The following is a 24,578-nucleotide window of genomic DNA, read 5'->3' as shown; positions in this document are numbered from 1 at the left end:
TAGAGATAACAGTCACCGCCCGTATATGCACACCACCCGGTTCGTAAGGAATGATCGTAGGTGTGAGCGATACGGAAACCGTCAAGCAGCAACAGGTGCTACCCACCCCACCTCCGGCCGCCACCCAGATCCCGGCCGGCGGGAGCACAACCCGTTTGCCGGCCGATCGCTACCTCAACCGGGAGTTGAGCTGGCTCGACTTCAATGCCCGGGTACTGGCCCTGGCCGAGGACAGTTCGCTGCCGCTGCTGGAACGGGCGAAATTCCTGTCGATCTTCGCCTCGAATCTCGACGAGTTCTATATGGTCCGTGTCGCCGGTCTCAAACGCCGCGCCGAAACCGGGCTTTCGGTCCGGTCGGCCGACGGCCGGTCGCCGAGCGAACAACTCGAGTTGATCGCGGCCCGGACCCAGGATCTGGCCGTCCGCCACGCCGAGGTCTTTCTCACCGAAGTACTGCCCGCGCTCACCGCCGAGGGTATCGAGATCATCGACTGGGCCGATCTGCAGGAACCCGAACGGGAGCGGTTATCCGCGCATTTCCAGGACCAGGTGTTCCCCGTCCTGACGCCCCTGGCGGTGGACCCCGCCCATCCCTTTCCCTATATCAGCGGTCTGAGCCTGAATCTCGCGGTGACCGTCCAGGACCAGACCACCGGCGGTGAACACTTCGCCCGGGTGAAGGTTCCCGACAATGTGGACCGTTTCGTGCGGGTCCGGCGGCCGAGTTCCGGCAACGGCGCCTCGATCGCCGCGTTCCTGCCGATGGAAGCACTGATCGCCGCGCATCTGGAACATCTTTTCCCGGGGATGACGGTGGTCGAGCACCATTCGTTCCGGATCACCCGCAATGCCGATTTCGAGGTCGACGAGGACCGGGACGAGGATCTGCTGCAGGCGCTGGAACGCGAACTGGCCCGCCGCCGGTTCGGTTCGCCGGTACGACTCGAGGTTTCCGACGATATGACCGAGCATATGCTCGATCTGCTGTTGCGTGAGCTGGAAGTCGACCCGGCGGATGTCATCCAGGTCCCCGGACTCCTGGATCTGTCCTGCCTGTCGCAGGTGTACGGCGTGGACCGCCCGAATCTCAAGGACGCCCCCTACGTTCCCGCGACCCCGCCCGCGTTCGGCGAACGGGAGACGCCGCGCAATGTCTTCGCCGCCCTGCGCGAGGGCGATGTCCTGGTGCACCACCCGTACGATTCGTTCTCCACCAGCGTGCAGCGTTTCATCGAGCAGGCCGCCGCCGACCCACAGGTCCTGGCGATCAAGCAGACCCTGTACCGCACCTCCGGCGACTCCCCGATCGTGAACGCGCTCATCGACGCCGCCGAAGCCGGTAAACAGGTGGTGGCGCTGGTGGAGATCAAGGCGCGGTTCGACGAGCAGGCGAACATCAAATGGGCACGCACCCTCGAACAGGCCGGGGTCCATGTGGTCTACGGGCTGGTCGGGCTGAAAACGCATTGCAAGACCTGTCTGGTGGTGCGCCGGGAGGGTTCGACCATTCGCCGCTATTGCCATATCGGCACCGGTAATTACAATCCCAAAACCGCGCGCCTGTACGAAGATGTCGGCCTGCTCACCGCAGCGCCCGAGATCGGCGCCGATCTCACCGACCTGTTCAATTCGCTCACCGGCTACTCCCGCAAAGCCGACTACCGCAATATTCTGGTGGCCCCGCACGGGATCCGGGCCGGGATCATTTCCCGGATCGAAGGCGAGATCGAAGCGGCCCGCTCCGGGGCCACGGCCGGGATCAGGCTGAAGGCCAACGCGCTTGTCGACGAACAGGTCATCGACGCGCTCTACCGCGCGTCGCAGGCGGGTGTACCGGTGCAGATCGTGGTCCGCAGTATCTGCGGGCTGCGCCCGGGTGTGCCCGGGATGAGCGAGAACATCGAAGTGCGCTCCATCCTGGGCCGGGTGCTGGAACATTCACGGCTGCTCAACTTCGCGGCGCAGGACGAGTTCTGGATCGGCAGCGCCGATATGATGCATCGCAACCTGGACCGACGCGTGGAGGTGATGGCCCAGGTGAAAGACCCGAAACTGCGGGAACGGCTGGACGAGATCTTCGAATCCGCCCTGCACCCCATGACCCGCTGCTGGGTGCTGGATGCCGACGGTAATTGGAAATCCAGCCCGGACAGAGCCGGAACCGGACCGGAAGGGGACGGGATCGAGGTTCGCGACCATCAGGTGGCGCTGATGCGGCTACGCCGTCCCGATCAGCAGTGAACGGCACGCATACTCCGCCGTCCTATCCGGATCCCCGGACCACACCCAATATTCACGCGGCCGGCACCGTGTTGTGGCGGCATGCGCCCGGATCCCTCGGGGGTCTGGAGATCGCGGTGATCCACCGGCCCAAATACCAGGATTGGTCGCTGCCCAAGGGGAAACTCGATCCCGGCGAAACCCCGGTGCTGGCCGCGGTCCGGGAAACCGAGGAGGAGACCGGCCTGCGTCCCCGGCTGGGCCGCTACCTGGGCAAGGTCACCTATCCGATCCCGGGCCACCGCAGGATGAAACGGGTCGATTACTGGGCGGCCGAGGTGACCGGGGGTGAGTTCAGCGCCAACCACGAGGTCGACGAACTCACCTGGTGTCCGCTGGAAACAGTGATGTCGACGCTGTCGTATCCGATGGACCGCCAGATCGTGCGGGCGTTCACGCGGCTCCCGGCCGATACCCGGACCGCGCTGGTGGTCCGGCATGCGAAGGCCGGCCGCCGCGACCGTTTCCGCGGCCCGGACGAACAGCGCCCACTCGAAGTGGCCGGACACCAGCAGGCCCTCGCGCTGGTACCTAATCTGCTGGCGTTCGGCGCGGAAACGGTCTATTCCGCCGAACCGTTGCGCTGTGTGCAGACGGTGGCTCCGCTGGCCGAGGAATTGGGTGTCGAGGTAGCGATCGAACCGCTCCTCGGTGATATCGGATATGCCGCGGATACGCAGAAGGCGCGGGACCATATCCGTTCGCTGGTGCTTTCGTCGCGCTCCGTGCCCGTATTGTGCAGCCAGGGCGATACCGTGCCGGATCTCGTCGCCTGGTGGGCGGAACAGGACGGAATGCGTTTGTCACCCGCCCGGACCCGGAAGGGGTCGGTCTGGGTGTTGTCTTTCGCGGGCGGCCGGTTGGTGGCCGCCGATCACTTGGACCGATCGCTATCGGTCGATACAGCTCCGGCGACCGAGTAGACCCGGCCGCACCACCGGCCGTAGAGACGGTCACGCCCCCGGGGATCGCCCGGGGGCTGGTCCGTCCGGCGTTTCGGTTGTGGAAGTGGCGAGCAGCGGGCCGAGATACGACACGCGATGCTCACCGATCGACACCGTTCGCGGGTCGGAAAGCCGTCAGGGATTTCCGCAAGCCGTCAGGGATTTCCGCGGCATCCGCGGCTCCGTGGGTCAGCGAGCCTTTTTGGCGGTTTTCTTGGCCGTGGTCCGCTTCGCGGTGGTGGCCTTCTTCGTCGCCGGTGTCTTCTTGGCCGTGGCCTTGGCGGTGGTCTTCTTCGCCGCAGCCTTGGCCGGGGCCTTCTTGGCCGCCGTCTTGCGGGCCGTGGTCTTCGCCGCGGCCTTGGTGGCTGCCTTCTTGGCGGCGGTGCTCTTGGCCGGCGCCTTGGTGGCGGTCTTCCGTGCCGTTGTTTTGGCGGGCGCCTTGGTGGCCGACTTCTTGGCGGTGGTTTTCTTCGCCGTCGTCTTCTTGGCCGTGGATTTCTTGGCCGCCACAGGAGCATTGACACCGCGTTTCACCGCGGGGCCTGTTGCCGCGAGCTTCTGTTTACCCGCGATAACCGCCTTGAACTGGGCGCCGGGCCGGAACGCCGGCACCGAAGTGGGCTTCACCTTGACGGTTTCCCCGGTACGCGGATTCCGCGCGACCCGGGCTGCCCTCTTCCGCTGTTCGAACACACCGAATCCGGTGATGGTGACGCTCTGCCCTTTGTGTACCGCACGCACGATCGTATCGACCACATGCTCGACTGCCGCGGTGGCCGTGCGCCTGTCAGTACCCAACTTTTCGGTCAGAACGTCGATCAGTTCCGCCTTGTTCATTGAATCCTCCGCAGACTAATGGCCCGTCGTCGGACCGACTAGGTACCACGGTAAACCCACATTGGGCAAGAGTCTATGTGCCACGCCAAAATTCATGTGGTCTAGCACACGCACAGCTACCGCACCATCCGGGCCCCCATAAGAGGCCGACAACATTACGCCTGCGAAATAGGTTCCGGAAGGGTCTTTGGTTTCCAAGCCGGCCTTGCCTTTTCGAACTCGGCGATCACATCGCTACGCCGTAGTGTCAGGCCGATGTCGTCCAAACCTTCCAACAGGCGCCACCTGGTGTAGTCGTCAATTTCGAACGGCAACACGATGGTTCCGGCGGTCACCGTGCGCTCCTGGAGGTCGACAACCAATTCCAGTCCCGGCTGTTCGTCGAGCAGCTTCCAGAGCATTTCGACATCATTCTGTGACATTCGCGCGGCCAGTAGACCACCCTTGCCCGCATTACCGCGGAAGATGTCCGCGAAACGTGAAGAGATAACTACTCGAAAGCCATAGTCCATGAGCGCCCATACCGCATGCTCACGCGATGAACCGGTGCCGAAATCCGGACCGGCCACGAGTACGCTGCCGCGCTTGTACGGTTCGGTGTTGAGAATGAAGTCCGCTTCGCCGCGCCACGCGGCGAACAGGCCGTCTTCGAAACCTGTTCGAGTCACGCGCTTCAGATAGACGGCGGGGATGATCTGGTCGGTGTCCACATTGGACCGGCGCAGTGGGACCCCGATCCCCTTGTGCACAGTGAAGGCATCCATCGTATTTCTCCTGTTTCGGGCTGTCTGTTCGTTTCGGAATGCGGCGCGGGGGCTCAGTTCAGATCGGTCGGCGCCGACAGCCGGCCACGGACCGCGGTGGCGGCGGCGACCAGTGGCGACACCAGATGGGTGCGCCCGCCTTTGCCCTGCCGGCCCTCGAAGTTCCGGTTCGAGGTGGAGGCGCAGCGCTGACCGGGCTCCAGCTGATCCGGGTTCATCCCCAGGCACATCGAGCATCCGGCCTGCCGCCATTCGGCCCCGGCCGCGGTGAAGATCTCCCCCAGCCCCTCGGCTTCGGCCTGCTCGCGTACCCGCATAGACCCCGGCACCACCAGCATCCGCACGCCGTCGGCGACCTTGCGGCCCTGCAGAACCCCGGCCACGGCCCGCAGGTCCTCGATCCGGCCGTTGGTGCACGATCCGACGAACACCGTGTCCACCGTGACCTCGCGCAGCGGCATACCCGGGGTCAAATCCATGTACCGCAGCGCCTTCTCTGCCGAGTCACGCGCGGATTCGTCGGCGATCTCCGCCGGGTCCGGCACATTCGCACCGAGCGGCAATCCCTGCCCCGGGTTGGTGCCCCAGGTGACGAACGGCGTCAGCGCCCCGGCGTCGATATGCACTTCCCGGTCGAAAATCGCGCCCTCATCGGTCTTCAACGCCTCCCACGCCTGCACCGCGGCATCCCAGTCCGCGCCCTGCGGGGCATGCGGCCGCCCCTTCAGGAACTCGTAGGTCGTTTCGTCCGGCGCGATCATCCCGGCCCGCGCACCGGCTTCGATGGACATATTGCAGATCGTCATCCGCGCTTCCATCGACATATTGCGAATGGCAGAACCGCGATACTCGAGCACATATCCCTGCCCGCCACCGGTACCGATTTCGGCGATAACCGCCAGAATGAGGTCTTTGCTGGTGACCCCCGCCGGCAGTTCGCCGTCGACGGTGATCGCCATCGTCTTGAACGGCCGCAGCGACAGAGTCTGTGTGGCCAGGACGTGTTCGACCTCACTGGTCCCGATTCCCATGGCCAGTGCGCCGAAGGCGCCGTGGGTGGACGTGTGACTGTCGCCGCACACCACCGTTGTCCCCGGCTGGGTCAGCCCGAGCTGCGGACCGACCACGTGCACAATGCCTTGTTCGCGATCGCCCATCGGGTGCAGCCGGATGCCGAATTCCGCGCAGTTACGCCGCAGCGTCTCCACCTGAGTACGCGAAACCGGGTCGGCGATAGGTTTGTCGATATCGACGGTCGGGACATTGTGATCCTCGGTCGCGATGGTGAGATCGGGCCGGCGCACCGGTCGCCCCGCCGCACGCAGACCGTCGAAGGCCTGCGGGCTGGTCACTTCGTGCACCAGATGCAGATCGATGTAGATCAGATCGGGTTCGCGCGCCTCACCCTCTCCTTCACCGCGGGCGACGACATGCTGTTCCCATACCTTCTCGGCCAGCGTACGTGGCATTGTTGCGATCACCTTTCGGGCCCGGCATCCGATCGGGTCGCCCCGCGCGGATACGCACTAGCTGGAATGTCGCGACCTCATCCCATGACCCACCTGGGCTGTTCGTGATGGCATCTCAGAATGCAGGACGCTAATATCGTTGTATGAGACAGCATAGCGGTATCGGCGTTCTGGACAAAGCGGTGGCAGTGCTATATGCGGTCGCCGAGCAGCCCTGCGGCCTCAACGACCTGTGCGACCGCACCGGCCTGCCCCGCGCCACCGCCCACCGCCTCGCCGTCGGCCTGGAAACCCACCGGCTGCTGGCCCGCAACGGGGACGGCGCCTGGCGCCCCGGCCCCGCGCTCGGCGAACTCGCCGCCGGCGCCGCCGATCCGCTGCTCGAGGCCGCGAGTTCGATCCTGCCGCGACTACGCGAGATCACCGGCGAGAGCGTGCAGCTGTACTGCCGTGACGGCCGCGAACGGGTCTGCGTCGCCGCGCTGGAACCACCCGCCGGGTTACGCGATACCGTGCCGATCGGTTCCCGGCTCCCGCTCACCGCGGGCTCGGCCGCCAAGGTCCTGGTCGCATTCGCCGATTCCGACCTGCAGCGCAGCGTGCTCGCCGACGCCGCGTACACCGAGCGCACCCTCGCCGACGTGCGCAAACGCGGCTGGGCGCAGAGCGCCGGCGAACGCGCGTCCGGCGTTGCGAGCATCTCGGCGCCCGTCCGCGACCAGAACGGCGCCGTAGTGGCGGCGATATCCGTTTCGGGCCCGATCGACCGCATGGGCCGCCGTCCCGGTGCCCGCTGGGCCGCGGATCTGGTCGCGGCCGCGGATGCGCTGCACCGCCGACTCTGAGCGGCGGGCGGGCGCTGTCACTTATGGTTGCCCCATGGGAGTGAACCAACGGTCACAAATCGTCATGACCGACGCCGAGATCACCGATTTCCTCACCCGCAGCCGCGTGGCCACCCTGGCCACCCTCGGCGCGGACGGAAAACCGCACCTGACCGCCATGTGGTACGCGCTCATCGCCGATCCGGCCCGCCCCGACGCGATCCCCGAGCTGTGGTTCGAAACGAAGGGCAAATCCCAGAAAGCCGTCAACCTGCGCCGCAACCCCGCGGTCACCTGCATGGTCGAAGCCGGAAAAACCTACGACACGCTGCGCGGGGTCTCCATCGAAGGCCACGCGGAGGTCATCGACGACCCCGAAAAACTCTTCGCCGTCGGCGTCAGCGTCTGGGAACGCTACACCGGCCCGTACACCGACGATATGCGCGAATACGTCGAGGGAATGCTCAACAAACGAGTAGCGGTTCGCGTGGTCCCCGACCGCATCCGCAGCTGGGACCACCGCAAACTAGGCCTCCCCGAAATGCCTCTCGGCGGTTCCACCGCGGGCGCCCTGGACGATTGAATCTCCTTCCGGGTGCCCCCACCGGCACCCGGAAGGACCACGCCCGATCCGTCGCGCGAAACCGACCACCACCGGATCATCGCCCGGTACGCCGTCCCCTCGAGCCGAACCGTCCAGGGATCTGATACAACGACAGGCTCGAGCCGGGCCGGCTCTCGAACGTAACGGGTAAGCCCGCACGCAATACGACGACAGCAGAAGACGAGACGCGAGTTGCCCCACAAACATGAGGGCGTCAGCCTCCTCGCCAAGTTCCACCCACGACGGACTTCAAAGCTCCGCCCCTCGAGACCGAGAGCAACGTTCGACGCGAGAAGAGCACCCATCCTCTTGACCGTCCCCACAGGCGGAGCGACCTTCGCAGAAGAGAATGCGCGACATGGGCGCCGAATCCAATCCTCGCCGCTGAATTTCTCCGGTGCCCGTGAAGCACCAGCGCACGCACCGTGCGGTCGCGCGCCGCCGCGCGGAGCGCATCGAACAGCGCTCCCCAGAGGGCGCGCCGACAGGGTATAGACCCCTCGGCACTGCCCTACAGCCCTCGAGACCAGCGCCCGCAACGCACGCCGCCCGAAGGGCGAGGGGCAAGGCGGACCAAACCTTCAAGGACCTCGCAAATTCGCCACCGCCGCTGGAAAAGTGAGCAAACGAGTTGGCCTGTACCTCTCTCGAACAAGTCGCCTGTGCCCCGCTGAGGCCCGTTACTCATACGCCCCCGGCCGCCCAGCCGGGCGACTGCCAGGCCACTCGCCCAAACCCACATGACACGCCATTCCGTATGAGACCAGCCGCAAAGGGCTCCAGGGGCGCAGCCCCGGCAACACCTCCGTAGGAACCCGAGCCACGGCAAGCGTCCATAACCCCCAGCCGACCGAGTATCCACACGCGACCGCCGCAAGCGCCCATCCGCATGAAACCAACCGCAAAGGGCTCCAGGGGCGCAGCCCCGGCCCCACAACCGAATGAACATGATCCGCGGCAGGGATCAGGAGCCACCACCAGACCGAGCCCCCAGAGCAGACCGTCCGGCAACGTCTATCCGTGTGAGACCAACCACAAAGGGCTCCAGGGGCGCAGCCCCGGCACAACAACGGCAGGAATCCGATCCGCGGAAGGCGCCCAGGACCACCAGCCCGACCGAGCGTCCCACAAGCAACCGTCCGCCAACGTCTATCCGTATGAGACCAACCACAAAGGGATCCAGGGGCGCAGCCCCGGCAACACCTTCGTAGGAACCCAATCCGCTGAGGGGGGTCCAGGGGGCGCCGAGCCCGCCTGGGCGGGGTGCGGGGGTTGCACCCCCGCAAAACATCGCGAATCAGCAAAGGCTCATGCTCTCCATGAGCATGAGCCTGCCAGCTGAGTAGCCCCGACGGGATTTGAACCCGCGCTACCGCCTTGAGAGGGCGGCGTCCTAGGCCGCTAGACGACGGGGCCAGGACTTGTCGATCAACTCCTGGCTGGAGTGGATCTGGATCGTTCGATCCGAAGCTCGATCAGCGTAACCGACCGGGCGGTGGCGACCAAATCGCCTGGTTATCGTCGCGCACCGCATCTGGAGGATGAAGTAGGGAGCGATTTCCGCTGGGGTACCAGGACTCGAACCTAGAATGGCTGAACCAGAATCAGCTGTGTTGCCAATTACACCATACCCCAATGACCTGGGCTTTCGGGTTCGTCGCTGGCTGCGGCGGCACCGTCGTTCCGGCCGAGAAAGAGAGTACCAAACTGTTCGGGTGAAACTACAAATCGCCTGGTCAGATCCGGGTTGTCACGGGTTTGCCGGACCATTTCGGGTGTCGCGGCGACCGGGCGGGGCAGGCGGCCGGAGCGGACGCGCGTGGTACGCGTCCAGACGACAGCCCCTGGGATTGCGGATGCGCGGCGGTCGACACCGGAGAGCGGCCCCCGGTCGCCGGCTACCACGGGCGGCGGCCGGGACCGTCCGGTGCGGTACCGCCCGCGCGCCGCATGTGGTTATTCCGCGGGTGCGACCCATTCGCGCCCGGCCCGCAGCCGCCGCATGGTTTCGTCGCGGCCGAGCAGTTCCATGGATTCGTACAGCGGGGGGCTGATATGCGATCCGGTGACCGCGACCCGCACCGGTGCGAACGCTTTTCTCGGTTTCAGTTCGAGCCGTTCGATGAGCGCCGTTCTCAGCGCTTCTTCTATTTCGGCGGCGGTCCACGCGGTGACTGGTTCGAGTGCTTCGACTGCGGCGTCCAGGACCGGCCGCGCGTCGTCGCCGAGGTTTTTCTTTCCGGCCGCGGGGTCTATGGCGAATTCGTCGGCAGGTGCGAAGAGGAAGCGGAGCAGGTCCCAGGCATCGGCGAGGACGACTATTCGTGTCTGGACCAATTCCGCGGCTTCGGCGAAGACTTTATCGTCGATTCCCTCGCCGATATATTCGTGCCGGGTCAGGTATTCGCGCAACCGTCCAGCGAAATCGGCGGGGGCGAGCATCCGGATATGTTCGGCGTTGATCGCATCGGCCTTCTTCTGGTCGAATCGGGCCGGGTTCGAATTGACTTTCGATACGTCGAACGCGGCGACCATCTCGTCCATGGAGAAGACATCGTGGTCGTCGGCGATGCTCCACCCGAGCAGTGCCAGGTAATTGAGCAGACCTTCGGGGATGAAGCCGCGGTCGCGGTGCAGGAACAGGTTGGATTCCGGGTCGCGTTTGGACAGTTTTTTGTTTCCCTGTCCCATGACGAAGGGCAGGTGACCGAATTCCGGGGTGAAGTCGGTGATGCCGATTCGCCGGAGCGCCGCGTAGAGGGCGAGCTGGCGCGGGGTGGAGGAGAGCAGGTCTTCGCCGCGCAGGACGTGGGTGATCCGCATGGTGGCGTCGTCGACCGGGTTCACCAGCGTGTAGAGCGGGTCGCCGGTGCCGCGGGTGAGGGCGAAATCGGGGACGCTGCCGGCTTTGAAGGTGGTTTCGCCGCGAACGAGATCGTTCCAGGTGAGGTCGGTGTCGGGCATACGCAACCGGACCACGGCACCGCGCCCGGCGGCCTTGTATTCGGCGATCTGTTCGGCGGTGAGATCGCGGTCGAAATTGTCGTAGCCGAGTTTCGGATCGCGTCCGGCCGCGCGGTGGCGCGCTTCGACTTCCTCTGGCGTAGAGAAGGATTCGTAGGCTTCTCCGGCGTCGAGGAGTTTCTGTACCACGTCCCGGTGGATTTCGCGCCGCTGCGATTGCCGGTACGGCGCATAGGGCCCGCCGATTTCGGGGCCCTCGTCCCATTCGAGACCGAGCCAGCGCAGCGCGTCCAGGAGTGCCAGATAGGATTCTTCGGAATCCCTTGCGGCGTCGGTGTCTTCGATTCGGAAGACGAATTGTCCGCCGTGATGTTTGGCGTAGGCCCAGTTGAACAGAGCGGTGCGGATGAGCCCGACATGCGGTGTCCCGGTGGGCGACGGGCAGAAACGGACCCGTACGTTTGTCATGTCTCTCTTTCGTTCAGCGTTTGGCGGCAACAGGATTGGTGAGTGTCCCGATTCCGGATACGGTTACCGAGACACTCTGTCCGTCTTTCATCGGGCCGACGCCTTCGGGAGTGCCGGTGAGGATCACATCACCGGGCAGCAGCGTCATCACCCGGGTCACCCATTCGATGATTTCCGGAATATCGTGCAGCAGTAGTGATGTGGTGCTGCGCTGGCGTATTTCGCCGTCGAGTTCGGTGGTGATCTCGAGGTCCGCGGGGTCGAGTTCGGTTTCGATCCAGGGGCCCAGCGGGCAGAACGTGTCGTAGCCTTTGGCACGCGTCCACTGGCCGTCCTGGGCCTGCTGGTCGCGGGCGGTGACGTCGTTGGCGACGGTGTAGCCGAGGATCACATCCTTGGCACGGGCGGCGGTGACGTCTTTGCACGGCCGGCCGATCACGACCGCCAGCTCGCCTTCGAAGTCGACTCGGGAAGAGCTGGGCGGCAGCTGGATGGGCACGTTCGGCCCGATGATGGACGTATTGGGTTTGATGAAGATCACCGGTTCGTCCGGCGCCTGTCCGCCGAATTCGGCGGCGTGCGCGGCATAGTTCTTGCCGATGCAGATCACCTTGCTCGCCAGGATGGGGGCGAGCAAGCGGATATCGGCCAGCGGCCAGGTACGGCCGGTGAATGTCGGGGTGCCGAACGGGTGTTCGGCGATTTCCTTCGCGGTCTCGCCGTCGATGGCGACGAAAGCGACCCCGTCGGGGCTGGCAACTCGACCTAGACGCATGGTCGGAGTCTATCCAGCCCGGTTCCACCAGCCCGAATGCGCCCGACCGGTCGGCTCGGCGCGGCCGTGAGAAGCGCGATACCACCTGGAAAGTGCATGGGCCCCAGGTGTACCGTGACCGTGATAGTTCAAGATTTGAGAAGCAGATCTCACATATTGAGAAGCTGCTGCTGTATTCCGAGATGGGGAACTATGGCGCACAGCTCATCGGCGGCCACACGGCCCGCCGACCCGGGAAAGCAGGCACATCCGGTCACCTCGGCCCGCCGCTGGCTCATGCTCGCCCTGGGGGTTTTCGCCCAGACATCGAGCGCGATCTTCGTCCACGGCGTCCCGTTCCTCCTGCCCGCTCTCACCGCGGGCGGTATGCCGCTGCCGACCGCGGGCCTGCTGGTCGCCCTGCCGACCGTCGGATTGTGCTGCACGCTTATCGCCTGGGGATACCTGGTGGACCGCCTCGGCGAACGCCTGGCGCTCGTCGCCGGACCCGTGATCATGTGCGCGGCGGGCATCGCCGCGGCCTTCACCACCAGTTACCCGCTGCTCGGAGTCCTGCTGTTCGTCGGCGGCATGGGCGCCGCCAGCACCAACGGTGCCAGCGGCCGGGTGATCGTCGGCTGGTTCCCGCCGGAACGCCGCGGTCTGGCCATGGGTATCCGGCAAACCGGCCAGCCCATCGGCGTGGGTATCGGTGCCCTGTCCATTCCGCTGGTCGCGGACAGTTTCGGTATCGCGGCGGCGCTCGTCGTCCCCGCCGTGCTGGCCGGCCTGGCGGCCCTGGGCTGCCTGGTAGGCATTATCGACCCGCCCCGGCCGCCACGCGCGCAATCCGCCGGCGCCAACCCGTACCGCGCGGGCGGCACTCTCTGGCGTATCCACGGGGTATCCATCCTGCTGGTCATCCCGCAGGGCACGGTCTGGACCTTCGCGCTGCTCTGGCTGCATCGGGATATCGGCTGGTCGCTGGCCGCGGCCGGGGCACTGGTCACCGGCACGCAAATCCTCGGAGCCCTGGGCCGCATCGGCGCCGGCGCCTGGTCCGATCGGCTGGGCAGCCGGATGCGCCCACTGCGCCTGATCGCCGTCGCCGCGGTCACCACCATGGCCCTGCTCGCCCTGACGGCCTGGACCGAATGGTGGTGGGCGGCCGTCCCGCTGCTCGTCATCGCCTCGGTGGTCACCGTTTCCGATAACGGCCTCGCCTTCACCGCCATCGCCGAGCTGGCGGGCCCGTACTGGAGCGGCCGCGGGCTGGGCATCCAGAACACCGGCCAGAACCTGATGATCGCGGCAGTACCGCCGGTCCTGGGTGCCGTGATCACCGCGACCGGCTTCCCTGCCGCCTACCTCGCGGCGGCCGCCCTCGCCGCCGTAGCCATCCCACTGGTTCCGCAGGGTTCGGAGAAACCACTGAAGTAGCGAGACACGCTCGGGCGGCAACTCATAGTTCAGCTGTGCCGCTACATCACCGAGCGCTCGCCGGAACAGACTTTGCGCTGTTCCGGCGAGCGCTCGGGACCTTCTGACACAAACGAGGGCGCCGGCCCTGTGTAACACCGGCAAATATTCGCGATAGTGTCGCGAAACTTGCTCGCTGACAGCCGGAAGCGATCAGACGGCGGCGGCGATCCGGTCGCCGACATCGGTGGTCGAGGAGGTGCCGGTGCGGCTGGAGAGGTCCTTGGCTACCGCTTCCTGGATGCGGGCCGCGGCTTCGGTTTCGCCCTTGTGCTCGAGCAGCAGGGAGACCGAGAGGATGGCGGCGGTCGGGTCGGCCTTGGACTGGCCGGCGATATCGGGGGCGCTGCCGTGGACCGGTTCGAACATGCTCGGGTTGGTGCCGGTGGCGTCGATATTGCCGCTGGCGGCGAGGCCGATACCACCGCTGACCGCGGCGGCGAGGTCGGTGATGATATCGCCGAACAGGTTATCGGTGACGATGACGTCGAAGCGGGCCGGATCGTTCACCATATGGATGGTGGCGGCGTCGATGTGCTGGTAGGCGACCTCGACCTCGGGGAACTCCGCGCCGACCACGTCGACCGTGCGCTGCCACAGCGAACCGGCAAAGGTCAGCACGTTGGTCTTGTGCACCAGGGTGAGGTGTTTGCGGCGGGCCTGTGCCTTGGCGAAGGCGTAGCGGACCACGCGCTCGACCCCGAAGCGAGTGTTGGTGCTGACCTCGGTGGCGACTTCGTGCGGGGTATCGACCCGGATGGCGCCGCCGGTGCCGGTGTACGGGCCCTCGGTGCCCTCACGGACCACCACGAAGTCGATATCGGGGTTGCCGGCCAGCGGGCTGCTGACCCCCGGGTACAGCTTGGAGGGGCGCAGGTTCACGTGGTGGTCGAGCGCGAACCGGGTGCGCAGCAACAGTCCCCGCTCCAGGATTCCGCTGGGTACCGACGGGTCGCCGATCGCGCCCAGCAGGATCGCGTCGTGCTGCTTCAGTTCCGGCAGCACCGATTCCGGCAGGATCTCGCCGGTCGCGTGGTAGCGCTTGGCGCCCAGATCGTATTCGGTGCGTTCCACGCCGGGCAGCACCACATCGAGCACCTTGAGTGCCTCGGCGACAACTTCCGGGCCGATACCGTCACCGGGGATCACGGCGAGCTTCATGACAACCACGCTTTCTACGTACGACGATGCCGCGAGCAGAGCGGGCCGCGGCCGGCGGACCGGGTATGCCCGCCGAGGGGACAGTGTCGCGGCGCCGTCCGCGCGGGCGCCGAGGCCCGGGCGGACGGCATCGCGCACGGCTACATCAGAACAGGTCGACCAGTGCGACCTTGGCGGCACCCACCGCGGCCGCGATCTCGGAACGCACCGACTCCGGCACTTCCTTGTTGACCCGGAACATCACGGTGGCGCCTTCTTTGTTGACGTCCTGGGTGAGCTGGGCGGCGAGGATATCGACGTCGGCGGCGCCCAGCGCGGTGCCGACCTTGCCCAGCGCGCCCGGCCGGTCCTCGTAGTTGAGGACGGCCAGGTTGATGCCCTCGGCGCGCATATCGTAGTTCCGGCCGTTGATGTTGACGATCTTCTCGACCTGGGCCGGTTCGGTGAGCGCGCCGGCCACATTGATGGTGCGCCCGTCACCGAAGACCGCGCGCAGATCCACCAGGCTACGGTGGCTGGGGCTCTCGGTGACCGTGGTCACCTCGGCGGTGATCCCGCGCTCCTGGGCCAGTGCCGGCGCGTTCACGAAGGTCACCTGATCATCGATGTGGGCGGAGAACACGCCGCGCAGCGCGGCCAGTTGCAGCACCTCGACCGGGGAAGCCGCCAGTTCGCCGCGGACCTGCACCTCGACACTGACCGGCAGTTCGTCGGCCAGCGCACCCAGCAGCGCACCCTGTTTGCGGACCAGATCCAGCCAGGGCGCCACTTCGTCGCCGACCACGCCGCCGGTCACGTTCACCGCGCCGGGCACGAATTCACCGGCCAGGGCCAGCAGGACCGATTTCGCGACATCGGTACCGGCCCGGTCCTGCGCTTCGCTGGTGGACGCACCGAGATGCGGGGTCACCACGACCTGCGGCAATTCGAACAGCGGGCTGTCGGTGCACGGCTCGGTTTCGTAGACGTCGATACCGGCGGCCCGGACATGCCCGGACTTGATCGCCTCGGCCAGCGCCGCCTCGTCCACCAGCCCGCCGCGCGCAGCATTCACGATGATGACGCCCGGCTTGGTCTTGGCAATTGCTTCCTTGCCGAGCAGGCCCTTGGTCTCGGGGGTCTTCGGCAGATGGATGGAGATGAGGTCGGCCCGCTCCAGCACCTCGTCGAGGGTGAGCAGTTCGATTCCGAGCTGGGCGGCCCGCGCCGGGGAGACGTAGGGGTCGTAGGCGACGACGTCGGTTTCGAACGCGGCCAGCCGCGCGGCGAACAGCTGCCCGATCCGGCCGAGGCCGATCACGCCGACGGTTTTTCCGAAGATTTCCACACCGTTGAAGCTGCTGCGCTTCCAGGTGCGCTCGCGCAGCGTGGCGTCGGCGGCGGGGATCTGGCGGGCCGCGCTCAGCATGAGCGTCACGGCGTGTTCGGCGGCGGTGTGGATATTGGAGGTGGGCGCATTGACGACCATGACACCGCGGTCGGTGGCCGCCGGCACGTCGACATTGTCCAGGCCGACGCCGGCCCGGGCGACAATCTTCAGTTTTTTGCCGGCCTCGAGCACTTCGGCGTCGACGGTGGTGGCCGAGCGCACCAGCAGCGCGTCGGCCTCCGGCACCGCCGCCAGCAGGGCGGGCCGGTCCGGGCCGTCGACCCATCGGACCTCGACACCGTCACCGAGCGCATCGACGGTCGACTGGGCGAGCTTGTCGGCGATCAGAACTACAGGACGGCCTGCTTGGCTCACGGTGGGGTTCTCCTGGATGACGGGGACGGCCAGTTGACGCGGCCAAGCTTAGTTCCAGCGAATCCGGCGGCGACTCGCCCCCTCGTGGTCACCCGCAACCCGACCCGGCACAACCAGCGTGGACCCCGTCGCACGGGTGGGCGGAATCACGCTCGCGGGACCCGGGTGCGCGCGCAGACAGCCTGGACGGACGGGAACGCCCCGGTCTCCAGCGCAGTCGGAGACCGGGGCGTCAGCCGGTGGATCAGCCGAAGAGGAGGGTCCACAGGGTGTTGAAGACTCCGCCCAGAGCGGCCGAACCGGTATCGATGATAACGGGGATCATGGAAATATCCTTTCGTCCGGGAAACCAGCCGTGAATCGACTGCCATGCGATACATCGACGGCAGGATTCGCTCTATTACGAATTTCCCCGAATGAGTGTTGTGTATCACGGTATATAGCTTCGAGATAGGCGCAAACAAGACGCCATCATGGCTTCTACCTGCGTCATCCCTGCGAATTGGCCCACCGGAAGGGAACGAGGTCGGATAATTTGATCTTGCTCCGGTGGCATATATGTACCGCACGGTGACCATGCCCCTGATTCCTTGGACATATACCGGCGGACAATTCTTGTTGCGTAAATCACCGACACACAGCAGACATCGGAACACTGAAGGAAAATGACCTTGCCCCCGATTACCGGCCCTGTCCCGGCTGCCCCCGAAACGACGAGGGGCCCCGCACCTTGCGGTGCGGGGCCCTGTCATTTCGTCACATCACTCAGATGGCGCGAACATCCTGAGCCTGCGGACCCTTCTGGCCCTGGCCGATCTCGAACTCGACCCGCTGGCCTTCTTCGAGGGTCCGGAACCCGGAACCGGAGACTGCCGAGTAATGCACGAAGACGTCAGGTCCGCCCCCGTCTTGCGCGATGAAGCCGAAGCCCTTCTCGCTGTTGAACCACTTCACGCTGCCTTGAGCCATGATACTTACTTCATACTTTCTGTTGCGAGCCAGACGGATCTCGGTCGATCCGACTGATCTCTCTGACAACGATGCCACGTCCCGGAAAGTTCCTCCACAGAAAAAACTACTCACTGTGAGGCAGAACGCGGTGATGTCCACCCTGATATGACCCGCTCGGGACAGGGATCGCCGGTCCGGCGCCCCGGCCCGAGGGCCACCCCAGGGGAACCCCGTAATACCCAGGGATGATTTCCTCGTAAAGCGGTGACATGCCACCCCGGCTGCGCGAGAGTGAGGGCTCTATCGCCGATTCCGGCGCGGATTTCCTGCCGCGCCGCGGCGCAGTTCGAGAGGATACGACGTGTTCCGCACGAAACGAGCGCTCGCGACCCGCCGGGTCGCCGTCGCGAGTGCCATCGCTCTACTCCCCCTGGCCGCACTGGCCGCTCCGGCCGCGGCCGATCCCGCGGCACCGACACCCGGATACACCGAGGTCGACCGGGACCGCCACTGGGACCGGGACCGGGACCGCGGATGGGACCGCGACCACCACCGCGACCGCGACCATCATCGCGACCGGGACCGCCACTGGAACGAAGACCGGCACGGGCACCATGGGTGGGACGACCCCGCGCAGTGGTTCCGCCACATGCTGCGCGGATCGTTCGGCAGCAGCTGACGAATACGGGCCCGCATTCCCCGGGATGCGGGCCCGCTTTCTGCCCGCCCACGAGCGCGGGCCGGCGGGGACCGACCGCAGGTCCGCCGCGCCGAGCCCGCCACCCGGACCCCGTCAGCCCTGGCAGTGAGACGCCCTGGAACGGGAAAAGCCCTGCGCACCAGGGCATCAACCAGGACGCACCCCAGCCGGCCAGGCCCTGCCGCGCTTGCGGGTTTCGCCCGTAGCGTAAACGGTGTCGCCGGCAACGGACCGAAACCTAGGCTCGATCCATGAGCGAGCCGCGCAGACTCCACGCGATCCCCGGTGGACGGACCGAGCCGCCGCGCCGGCAGCCGGAACAGCCCGAACCCCTCTGGCGCGAAGTACTCGGCGGCCGATTGCGCACCCTGCGCCGCGAACAGCGCGAAACCCTCGCGGAAACCGCCGAGCGGGCCGGGATTTCCCCGCAGTACCTCTCCGAAGTCGAGCGCGGCCGCAAAGAGCCGTCGAGCGAAATGATCGCCGCACTGGCGGGCGCGCTCGGCACCTCCCTCGGCGCGCTCACCGAACAGGTCGCCCAGGATCTGCGCACCCTGCGCCGGCCCGCCCCGGCAGCTCGGCCGGGCGCCGCGCACGTGCCGATGCTGCGCGCGGCCTGATCGGCATCACCCCGGTACGAGTCGGCCGTCCGAGTCCGCGCGGTGACCGGACTCGGGTCGCCGCGGGACAGACTGCTCCACCACCCGCGAACCATGCGGCCGGAAGCATCCGCGGGTCGATCCCGAACGGGCCGACGGCGCGGTGCCCCAAGGCTCAACCCCGGGGTGCGAGCACCGTATCGGCCAGCCCGTATTCGACGGCGGCCGCCGCGGTGAAGACGCGGTCACGGTCGGTGTCGTGCCGGAGCCGTTCCGACGACTGGCCGGTGTGCCTGGTCAGGATGGATTCGATTTCGGCCCGCATCCGGACCAGTTCGTCGGCCTGCAGGATCAGGTCCGGGATGGCACCCTGGCCGCGGGCGGCCGGTTGGTGCAGCACCGCTCTGGCGTGCGGGAGCATTGCCCGATGCCCCGGCGCGCCACCCGCCAGCAGCACCGCGCCGACCGCGATGGCTTGCCCGACACAGGTCGTGTGGACCGGCGCGCCGATGTGCTGGATGGTGTCGTAGACCGCCAGCATGGACGACAGGTCGCCGCCTTCACAGTTGATATAGAAATCGATCTGCTGGCCGGGACTTTCCGATTCCAAATGCAGCAACTGCGCGATCAACGCGTTGGCCACACCGGAGTCGATCGGCGTCCCGAGATAGACGATCCGCTCCGCCAGCAGATGCGAATAAATATCGGTGATGCGCTCGCCACGCGGATGCTGGGCGATCACATTGGGAATGGTGTAAGTACTCATCGGGTCTCCCCTCGCTGAAGGTGTGCTGCGAAAGTGTCCGGACGCCCCGCTGCCGCCTCCGGGCCTGACCCGCTCATGCTGTGCCCATTGCGCATGAACGGGGGCCCTCCGTGGTTACGCAGGCTGCCGCCTCCGGGCCTGACCCGCTCATGCGGAGATCCCCACGCGCTGGCGTTGCGGGACGACCTGCCCGAACTCGCCCACGATGTGGTCGATGAAGCCGTACTCCTTGGCCTGGGTGGCGCTGAACCAGCGATCGTGCAGGGAATCCTCGTAGACCTGGTCGTAGGGTTGGCCGGTGTCCTCGGCGATCAGGCCGAGCACGGTTTCCACCGTGTAGCGCAGGTCGTCGGCCTGGACCTCGACATCGACCGCGGTACCGCCGATTCCCGCCGAGCCCTGGTGCATCAGGATCCGGGCGTGCGGGAGCGCGAAGCGCTTGCCGCGACTGCCGGAGGAGAGCAGGAATTGCCCGGCGCTGCAGGCCAGCCCGAGGGCCAGCGTCGATACCGGGCACGGCACCAGGCGCATGACATCGCGGATGGCGAGCATCGCCGGTACCGATCCGCCCGGTGAGTGGATCCACAGGGAGATCCCGGCGTCGGCGTCTTCGGCCGCGAGGGTGAGGAGCTGAGTGGCCAGCAGGGTGCCGTTGTCGTCGTCGAGTGGGCCGTCGAGTACGAGGATGCGCCGGGACAGCAGTTGTTCGCGGGCGCGCCAGCCGAACAGCGGGGATTTGTCGTCGTGAGCCATGGTTTCACGGTGCCCGACCAGGGCGGGGACGGGAAGCGCACGCTGCTGTGAGCGGATCTGCTCTCGGCAGCGGGGACGGGTGGGCGGGCGCACCGAACAGGCGGCGCCCGGAGGCGGCAGCCTCCGTAACCACGGAGGGCGGCCTGCTCGCGCCGAGAAACCTGTTCACGCTGAGAGGAAACGGATACCCGAGTTTCACGCTGCGATACGTGGTGGAAACACAGCGTCCTTAGCGTAATTCCTCGTATACGCCGCTGTATACAGCGAGCTACGAGCGAGTCAGCGGGCCTGACCTTTTCCGGAGTGGAGGCCGAACGGTCATGAATGCAGCCAGAACCGAAGAACCTGCGAGTGCTGCGGGTAACCACCACACCAGGGGAAGCCGGAGGCGCACACTGCTCGCGCTACCGGTCGCCGCCTGCGTCACCGCGCTGGCGCTCACCGCCTGCGGCAGCTCGGCCACCGACCAGGCCGGCGCGAGTGCCGAATCCTGTGTCGACACCGCGGGTCCCACGATCAAGGTGGGTTCGCTGAACTCCCTGTCGGGCACGATGGCGATCTCGGAGGTCACCGTCCGGGATTCCATCCGGCTCGCGGTCGATCAGATCAACGCCGCCGGCGGGGTGATGGGCAAGCAGATCGAACTGGTGGGTGAGGACGGCGCCTCGGAGCCCACGGTGTTCGCGGAGAAGGCCGAGAAACTGATCAGCAGCGACTGTGTCGCGGCGGTTTTCGGCGGCTGGACCTCGTCGAGCCGTAAGGCGATGCTGCCGGTCTTCGAGGACCGCAACGCACTGCTGTACTACCCGGTGCAGTACGAGGGCCTGGAATCCTCGAAGAACATCTTCTACACCGGGGCCACCACCAACCAGCAGATCGTGCCGGCCCTCGACTACCTGAAGGGCCGCGGCGTGAAATCGCTGTACCTGGTCGGTAGCGACTATGTGTTCCCGCAGACCGCGAATCGCATCATCAAGGCGTACGCCGAGGCCAACGGGATCGAGATCAAGGGCGAGGATTACACGCCGCTCGGGTCGACCGATTTCTCGACCATCGTCAACAAGGTGCGCGCCGCGGACGCCGACGCGGTGTTCAATACCCTCAACGGCGATTCCAATGTGGCGTTCTTCCGCGAGTACAAGAACGTCGGCCTGACGCCGCAGGCTATGCCGGTCGTCTCCGTGTCGATCGCGGAGGAAGAGGTCGGCGGTATCGGCATCCAGAACATCGCCGGACAGCTGACCGCCTGGAACTACTACCAGACCGTCGACAACACGGTGAACAGCTCCTTCGTCAAGGATTACAAGGCGAAATACGGCGCCGCCAAGCCGACCTCGGATCCGATGGAGGCTGCCTACACCTCGGTCTACCTGTGGAAGAACACCGTGGAGAAGGCGCAGTCCTTCGCGGTCGCGGATGTGCAGCAGGCCGCCGGCGGTGTGTCGTTCGACGCCCCCGAAGGCACGGTGACCATCAACGGCGAGAACAACCACATCACCAAAACCGCCCGCATCGGTGAGATCCGGCCCGACGGCCTGATCTACAGCGTGTGGGATTCGGGTCAGCCCATCGAACCGGACCCGTACCTGGCCGGTTACTCGTGGGCCGAGGGACTCGGAGGCTGACCCCGTGGAAGCACTAGTCGGGCAGCTGTTCACCGGCCTGAGCCTGGGTTCCATCCTGCTGCTGGCGGCCCTCGGGCTGTCGCTGACCTTCGGGCAGATGGGCGTGATCAACATGGCCCACGGCGCGTTCATCATGGCGGGTTCCTATACCGCCTACACCGTGCAGACGTACCTGGTCTCCAACGCGGACGTCTCGCTGATCGTGTCGCTGCTCGTCGGATTCCTGGTCGGCGGTCTGATGGGCGTCGCCCTCGAGGTGACGCTGATCAAGCGCATGTACGACCGGCCCCTGGACACCCTGCTGGTGACCTTCGGGCTGGGCTTGATCCTGCAGCAGGCGGCCCGGGATATCTTCGGCGCACCCGCGGTCCGCGTGGTGAGCCCGGACTGGCTCGGTGGCGGGGTGGAGATCCTGGGGGCCGTAGTGCCCAAGACCCGGATCTTCATCATGCTGCTCGCGGTGCTGTGCGTGACGGCCATCGCGGTGACCATGAAATACACCGCGATGGGCCGGCGCATCCGGGCCGTGGTCCAGCATCGTGATCTCGCCGAAACCAGCGGGATCTCCAGCCGCGGCACCGATATCACGACGTTCTTCATCGGCTCGGGCCTCGCCGGGGTGGCCGGTGTGGCGCTGACGCTGATCGGTTCCACCAGTTCCAACACCGGCACCACCTACCTGGTCGACGCCTTCCTGGTTGTGGTGATCGGCGGTCTCGGGCAGATCCGGGGCGCGGTGCTGGCCGCGATAGCGCTGGGGCTGCTGAACTCGTTCATCGAATACAACACGACCGCCTCGGTGGCGAAGGTGATCGTATTCGTCATCATCGTGATCTTCCTGCAGGTTCGCCCGCAGGGACTGTTCATGATCCGGTCGAGGAGTCTGGTATGAGGGAATTCCTGACCACCCGCTGGAAGGTCTATTCGGGGTTCGCGATCGCCGCCGTCCTGCTGTTCGCGGTGGCGCCCGCGGTGCTCTCCGATTTCCGGCTCAACCTGCTCGGTAAGTTCCTGTGCTTCGGTATCGTCGCCGTGGGTATCGGATTGGCGTGGGGCCGTGGCGGAATGCTCACCCTCGGGCAGGGCGTGTTCTTCGGGCTCGGCGCCTACATCATGGCGATGCACCTCAAGATCTCGGACGCGGAACTACGCGGCGACACCGTACCCGATTTCATGCAGATCGCGGGGATCCGCGAGCTGCCGGCGTACTGGGTGCCGTTCTCGTCGCCGGTGGTTACGATCCTGGGCATCCTGATCGTTCCACCGCTGGTCGCGGTGCTGCTGGGGCTCGGGGTGTTCAAGCGGAAGGTCAAGGGCGCCTATTTCGCGATTCTGTCGCAGGCCCTGGCCGCCGCCTTCGCGATCCTGCTGGTGGGGCAGCAGTCCACCGGCGGTAGCAACGGTCTCAACCGGTTCCGCAGTTTCTTCGGGCTGGCGCTCAACGATCCGATCAACCGGCGGCTGCTGTTCTTCATCGCGGCGGGCGCCCTGCTGGTGATCGTCGCGGCGACTCGGCAGCTGATGTACAGCCGGTACGGGGAACTGCTGGTCGCCGTGCGCGACCAGGAGGAACGGGTCCGCTTCCTCGGCTACGACCCGGCCAACGTCAAGGTGGTCGCCTACGCGGTGGCCGCGCTGTTCGCCGGTATCGCGGGCGCACTGTTCGTACCGATTGTCGGGATCGTCTCGCCCGCCGATATCGGGATCGTCCCCTCGATCGCCTTCCTGACCGGTGTGGCCATCGGTGGCCGCACCACCCTGCTCGGGCCCGTACTGGGCGCGATCGCGGTGGCCTGGGCGCAGACAAGTCTCTCGGAGAACTTCCCCTCCGGGTGGGTCTATGCGCAGGGCATTCTCTTCATCGTCGTGGTCGGGTTCTTCCCGGCGGGTCTGGCGGGTCTGGTCACGTTGCTGCGCAGGCGACAGCGCGACGACGAGGATCCGGCACCACCCGATCCGGTACCGGAACCCACCCCCGCCACCCCGGTAGGAGCGAGGCCATGACTCAGCAGGTATCGAGCGAGCCCACGGTGACCGGTGCGCCGGTTGCCGGCGGTAACGCCGGAATGCACAGCGATTACCTCGAGGTCCGCGGGCTGAGCGTCGAATTCGACGGTTTCACAGCAGTGCAGAATGTCGATCTGACCCTGTTCCAGGGTGATCTGCGGTTCCTCATCGGCCCCAACGGGGCCGGTAAGACCACCATGATCGACGCGATCACCGGTCTGGTGCCGGCCACCGGGTCGGTGCAGAAATCCGGGGTCGAACTGCTGGGTAAGAAGGTGCACCAGATCGCCCGCCTGGGCGTGGGCCGCACCTTCCAGACAGCGAGCGTTTTCGAAGAGCTGTCGGTGCTGCAGAACCTGGATATCGCCGCGGGCGCGGGCCGGTCGGTCTGGACCATGCTGCGCCGCCGCCCGGCCCAGGTGTCCGAATCGGTCGAGCAGGCGCTGGAAACGATCGGGCTCACCGAGTTGCGGGACAAGCCCGCCGGAACGCTGGCCCACGGCCAGAAACAGTGGCTCGAAATCGGCATGCTGCTCGTGCAGGACGCCTCGGTCCTGCTGCTGGACGAACCGGTCGCCGGGATGAGCCAGGAAGAGCGCGAGGAAACCGGAAACCTGTTGCGCCGCATCGGTGGTGAACGCACGGTCGTGGTGGTCGAACACGATATGGACTTCATGCGCAGCTTCGCGACCTCGGTGACGGTGCTCGCCCGCGGCGCGGTGCTGGCCGAGGGGTCGGTCGCCGAGGTCCAGGCCGATCCGCTGGTACAGGAGGCATATCTGGGCACGGCCGCGGCCGCCGAGGGCAAGTCGGTCCCGGAGGAGGCAGCGCAGCGTAACCACGCGGGGCCCTCGTCCGGGACCAATGGACAAGGAGAGTGACG

At 66.3% G+C, this 24,578-nt stretch carries 21 protein-coding genes and 2 tRNA genes; 11 read left to right on the top strand and 12 right to left on the bottom strand.

Annotated features, from left to right (window positions below):
* The first annotated feature begins 50 nt into the window (after positions 1-50).
* Complete coding sequence (locus tag ACIA75_RS20880) at positions 51-2,243, top strand: RNA degradosome polyphosphate kinase (protein WP_397106343.1); 2,193 nt, start codon at positions 51-53, stop codon at positions 2,241-2,243.
* Entirely contained in the window at positions 2,240-3,205 is a 966-nt protein-coding gene (locus tag ACIA75_RS20875; protein WP_397106341.1) for an NUDIX domain-containing protein, read from the top strand. The genes ACIA75_RS20880 and ACIA75_RS20875 overlap by 4 nt, the downstream gene beginning before the upstream one ends.
* Before the next feature lie 210 nt (positions 3,206-3,415).
* On the opposite strand, the gene ACIA75_RS20870 is transcribed toward ACIA75_RS20875, so the two are convergent.
* The 3 genes from ACIA75_RS20870 to leuC all read right to left on the bottom strand — a co-directional run bounded on the left by ACIA75_RS20870 (position 3,416) and on the right by leuC (position 6,296).
* Positions 3,416-4,063: an HU family DNA-binding protein gene (locus tag ACIA75_RS20870; protein ID WP_397106338.1), complete on the bottom strand. Its 648-nt coding sequence runs from the start codon at positions 4,061-4,063 to the stop codon at positions 3,416-3,418.
* 155 nt (positions 4,064-4,218) lie between these two features.
* Positions 4,219-4,827 (bottom strand): 3-isopropylmalate dehydratase small subunit, encoded by a 609-nt coding sequence (leuD, locus tag ACIA75_RS20865; RefSeq protein ID WP_397106335.1) that lies wholly within the window; start codon positions 4,825-4,827, stop codon positions 4,219-4,221.
* A 53-nt stretch (positions 4,828-4,880) separates the two neighbouring features.
* Positions 4,881-6,296, bottom strand: coding sequence for a 3-isopropylmalate dehydratase large subunit (leuC, locus tag ACIA75_RS20860; RefSeq protein WP_397106333.1), 1,416 nt, complete (start codon positions 6,294-6,296; stop codon positions 4,881-4,883).
* Between the two features lie 143 nt (positions 6,297-6,439).
* Here leuC and ACIA75_RS20855 point away from each other — a divergent pair, with 143 nt between their 5' ends.
* A complete protein-coding gene (locus tag ACIA75_RS20855) occupies positions 6,440-7,141 on the top strand; it encodes an IclR family transcriptional regulator (RefSeq protein WP_397106331.1) in 702 nt (233 codons plus the stop codon).
* Positions 7,142-7,175: 34 nt separating this feature from the next.
* Positions 7,176-7,703: a pyridoxamine 5'-phosphate oxidase family protein gene (locus ACIA75_RS20850; protein WP_397106329.1), complete on the top strand. Its 528-nt coding sequence runs from the start codon at positions 7,176-7,178 to the stop codon at positions 7,701-7,703.
* Positions 7,704-9,067: 1,364 nt separating this feature from the next.
* Here ACIA75_RS20850 and ACIA75_RS20845 read toward each other — a convergent pair.
* The 4 genes from ACIA75_RS20845 to ACIA75_RS20830 form a co-directional block, all read right to left on the bottom strand.
* Positions 9,068-9,140: transfer RNA gene (locus ACIA75_RS20845), tRNA-Glu, on the bottom strand.
* A gap of 147 nt (positions 9,141-9,287) precedes the next feature.
* Positions 9,288-9,359: transfer RNA gene (locus tag ACIA75_RS20840), tRNA-Gln, on the bottom strand.
* A gap of 321 nt (positions 9,360-9,680) precedes the next feature.
* A complete protein-coding gene (gene gltX, locus ACIA75_RS20835; protein WP_397106327.1) occupies positions 9,681-11,156 on the bottom strand; it encodes a glutamate--tRNA ligase in 1,476 nt (491 codons plus the stop codon).
* 13 nt (positions 11,157-11,169) lie between these two features.
* Positions 11,170-11,931 (bottom strand): fumarylacetoacetate hydrolase family protein, encoded by a 762-nt coding sequence (locus ACIA75_RS20830; protein WP_397106325.1) that lies wholly within the window; start codon positions 11,929-11,931, stop codon positions 11,170-11,172.
* 192 nt (positions 11,932-12,123) lie between these two features.
* On the opposite strand from ACIA75_RS20830, the gene ACIA75_RS20825 reads away from it, so the two are divergent.
* The gene (locus ACIA75_RS20825) at positions 12,124-13,350 is read left to right on the top strand and encodes an MFS transporter (RefSeq protein WP_397106323.1); all 1,227 of its coding nucleotides are present in this window, start codon (positions 12,124-12,126) and stop codon (positions 13,348-13,350) included.
* 192 nt (positions 13,351-13,542) lie between these two features.
* Here ACIA75_RS20825 and ACIA75_RS20820 read toward each other — a convergent pair whose 3' ends face one another.
* From ACIA75_RS20820 to ACIA75_RS20810, 3 genes are all read right to left on the bottom strand, one after another.
* A complete protein-coding gene (locus tag ACIA75_RS20820) occupies positions 13,543-14,550 on the bottom strand; it encodes a 3-isopropylmalate dehydrogenase (protein WP_397106718.1) in 1,008 nt (335 codons plus the stop codon).
* A 145-nt stretch (positions 14,551-14,695) separates the two neighbouring features.
* A complete protein-coding gene (gene serA, locus ACIA75_RS20815) occupies positions 14,696-16,294 on the bottom strand; it encodes a phosphoglycerate dehydrogenase (protein WP_397106321.1) in 1,599 nt (532 codons plus the stop codon).
* A 765-nt stretch (positions 16,295-17,059) separates the two neighbouring features.
* Positions 17,060-17,263, bottom strand: a complete 204-nt coding sequence (locus ACIA75_RS20810; protein WP_030521844.1) for a cold-shock protein — start codon at positions 17,261-17,263, stop codon at positions 17,060-17,062.
* 343 nt (positions 17,264-17,606) lie between these two features.
* Here ACIA75_RS20810 and ACIA75_RS20805 point away from each other — a divergent pair, with 343 nt between their 5' ends.
* Both ACIA75_RS20805 and ACIA75_RS20800 read left to right on the top strand, forming a co-directional pair.
* Positions 17,607-17,924 carry a hypothetical protein gene (locus tag ACIA75_RS20805; RefSeq protein ID WP_397106319.1) on the top strand — a complete coding sequence of 106 codons (318 nt, stop codon included), beginning with the start codon at positions 17,607-17,609 and terminating at the stop codon, positions 17,922-17,924.
* Between the two features lie 272 nt (positions 17,925-18,196).
* Positions 18,197-18,565, top strand: coding sequence for a helix-turn-helix domain-containing protein (locus tag ACIA75_RS20800; protein ID WP_397106317.1), 369 nt, complete (start codon positions 18,197-18,199; stop codon positions 18,563-18,565).
* Between the two features lie 154 nt (positions 18,566-18,719).
* On the opposite strand, the gene ACIA75_RS20795 is transcribed toward ACIA75_RS20800, so the two are convergent.
* Together ACIA75_RS20795 and ACIA75_RS20790 are read right to left on the bottom strand one after the other, a co-directional pair.
* Entirely contained in the window at positions 18,720-19,310 is a 591-nt protein-coding gene (locus ACIA75_RS20795) for a ClpP family protease (RefSeq protein WP_397106315.1), read from the bottom strand.
* A 147-nt stretch (positions 19,311-19,457) separates the two neighbouring features.
* Positions 19,458-20,063, bottom strand: coding sequence for a ClpP family protease (locus ACIA75_RS20790; protein ID WP_397106313.1), 606 nt, complete (start codon positions 20,061-20,063; stop codon positions 19,458-19,460).
* 320 nt (positions 20,064-20,383) lie between these two features.
* Here ACIA75_RS20790 and urtA point away from each other — a divergent pair, with 320 nt between their 5' ends.
* The 4 genes from urtA to urtD are packed head-to-tail and all read left to right on the top strand — an operon-like array spanning position 20,384 to position 24,576.
* A complete protein-coding gene (urtA, locus tag ACIA75_RS20785) occupies positions 20,384-21,688 on the top strand; it encodes an urea ABC transporter substrate-binding protein (protein WP_397106311.1) in 1,305 nt (434 codons plus the stop codon).
* A gap of 4 nt (positions 21,689-21,692) precedes the next feature.
* Positions 21,693-22,580, top strand: coding sequence for an urea ABC transporter permease subunit UrtB (gene urtB, locus ACIA75_RS20780; protein WP_397106308.1), 888 nt, complete (start codon positions 21,693-21,695; stop codon positions 22,578-22,580).
* Positions 22,577-23,692 (top strand): urea ABC transporter permease subunit UrtC, encoded by a 1,116-nt coding sequence (gene urtC, locus ACIA75_RS20775; RefSeq protein ID WP_397106306.1) that lies wholly within the window; start codon positions 22,577-22,579, stop codon positions 23,690-23,692. Before urtB ends, urtC begins: the two co-directional genes overlap by 4 nt.
* Positions 23,689-24,576, top strand: coding sequence for an urea ABC transporter ATP-binding protein UrtD (gene urtD / locus ACIA75_RS20770; RefSeq protein ID WP_397106304.1), 888 nt, complete (start codon positions 23,689-23,691; stop codon positions 24,574-24,576). The genes urtC and urtD overlap by 4 nt, the downstream gene beginning before the upstream one ends.
* Positions 24,577-24,578 lie beyond the last annotated feature (2 nt).

It is taken from the genome of Nocardia sp. NPDC051750, from assembly GCF_044453135.1.
In the GTDB taxonomy this organism is placed as follows: domain Bacteria; phylum Actinomycetota; class Actinomycetes; order Mycobacteriales; family Mycobacteriaceae; genus Nocardia.
The sequence above is the reverse complement of the archived record's forward strand: the minus strand, read 5'-3'. Positions and strand labels throughout refer to the sequence as shown.

Coding starts and splice junctions, on each gene's coding strand:
- ACIA75_RS20830 (WP_397106325.1), bottom strand. CDS start 11,931: ATGCGTCTAGGTCGAGTTGCCAGCCCCGACGGGGTCGCTTTCGTCGCC.
- ACIA75_RS20825 (WP_397106323.1), top strand. CDS start 12,124: ATGGCGCACAGCTCATCGGCGGCCACACGGCCCGCCGACCCGGGAAAG.
- ACIA75_RS20810 (WP_030521844.1), bottom strand. CDS start 17,263: ATGGCTCAAGGCAGCGTGAAGTGGTTCAACAGCGAGAAGGGCTTCGGC.
- urtD (WP_397106304.1), top strand. CDS start 23,689: ATGACTCAGCAGGTATCGAGCGAGCCCACGGTGACCGGTGCGCCGGTT.
- ACIA75_RS20800 (WP_397106317.1), top strand. CDS start 18,197: ATGAGCGAGCCGCGCAGACTCCACGCGATCCCCGGTGGACGGACCGAG.
- urtC (WP_397106306.1), top strand. CDS start 22,577: ATGAGGGAATTCCTGACCACCCGCTGGAAGGTCTATTCGGGGTTCGCG.
- ACIA75_RS20850 (WP_397106329.1), top strand. CDS start 7,176: ATGGGAGTGAACCAACGGTCACAAATCGTCATGACCGACGCCGAGATC.
- leuC (WP_397106333.1), bottom strand. CDS start 6,296: ATGCCACGTACGCTGGCCGAGAAGGTATGGGAACAGCATGTCGTCGCC.
- ACIA75_RS20790 (WP_397106313.1), bottom strand. CDS start 20,063: ATGGCTCACGACGACAAATCCCCGCTGTTCGGCTGGCGCGCCCGCGAA.
- ACIA75_RS20870 (WP_397106338.1), bottom strand. CDS start 4,063: ATGAACAAGGCGGAACTGATCGACGTTCTGACCGAAAAGTTGGGTACT.
- gltX (WP_397106327.1), bottom strand. CDS start 11,156: ATGACAAACGTACGGGTCCGTTTCTGCCCGTCGCCCACCGGGACACCG.
- ACIA75_RS20855 (WP_397106331.1), top strand. CDS start 6,440: ATGAGACAGCATAGCGGTATCGGCGTTCTGGACAAAGCGGTGGCAGTG.
- ACIA75_RS20880 (WP_397106343.1), top strand. CDS start 51: ATGATCGTAGGTGTGAGCGATACGGAAACCGTCAAGCAGCAACAGGTG.
- urtA (WP_397106311.1), top strand. CDS start 20,384: ATGAATGCAGCCAGAACCGAAGAACCTGCGAGTGCTGCGGGTAACCAC.
- leuD (WP_397106335.1), bottom strand. CDS start 4,827: ATGGATGCCTTCACTGTGCACAAGGGGATCGGGGTCCCACTGCGCCGG.
- ACIA75_RS20820 (WP_397106718.1), bottom strand. CDS start 14,550: ATGAAGCTCGCCGTGATCCCCGGTGACGGTATCGGCCCGGAAGTTGTC.
- ACIA75_RS20795 (WP_397106315.1), bottom strand. CDS start 19,310: ATGAGTACTTACACCATTCCCAATGTGATCGCCCAGCATCCGCGTGGC.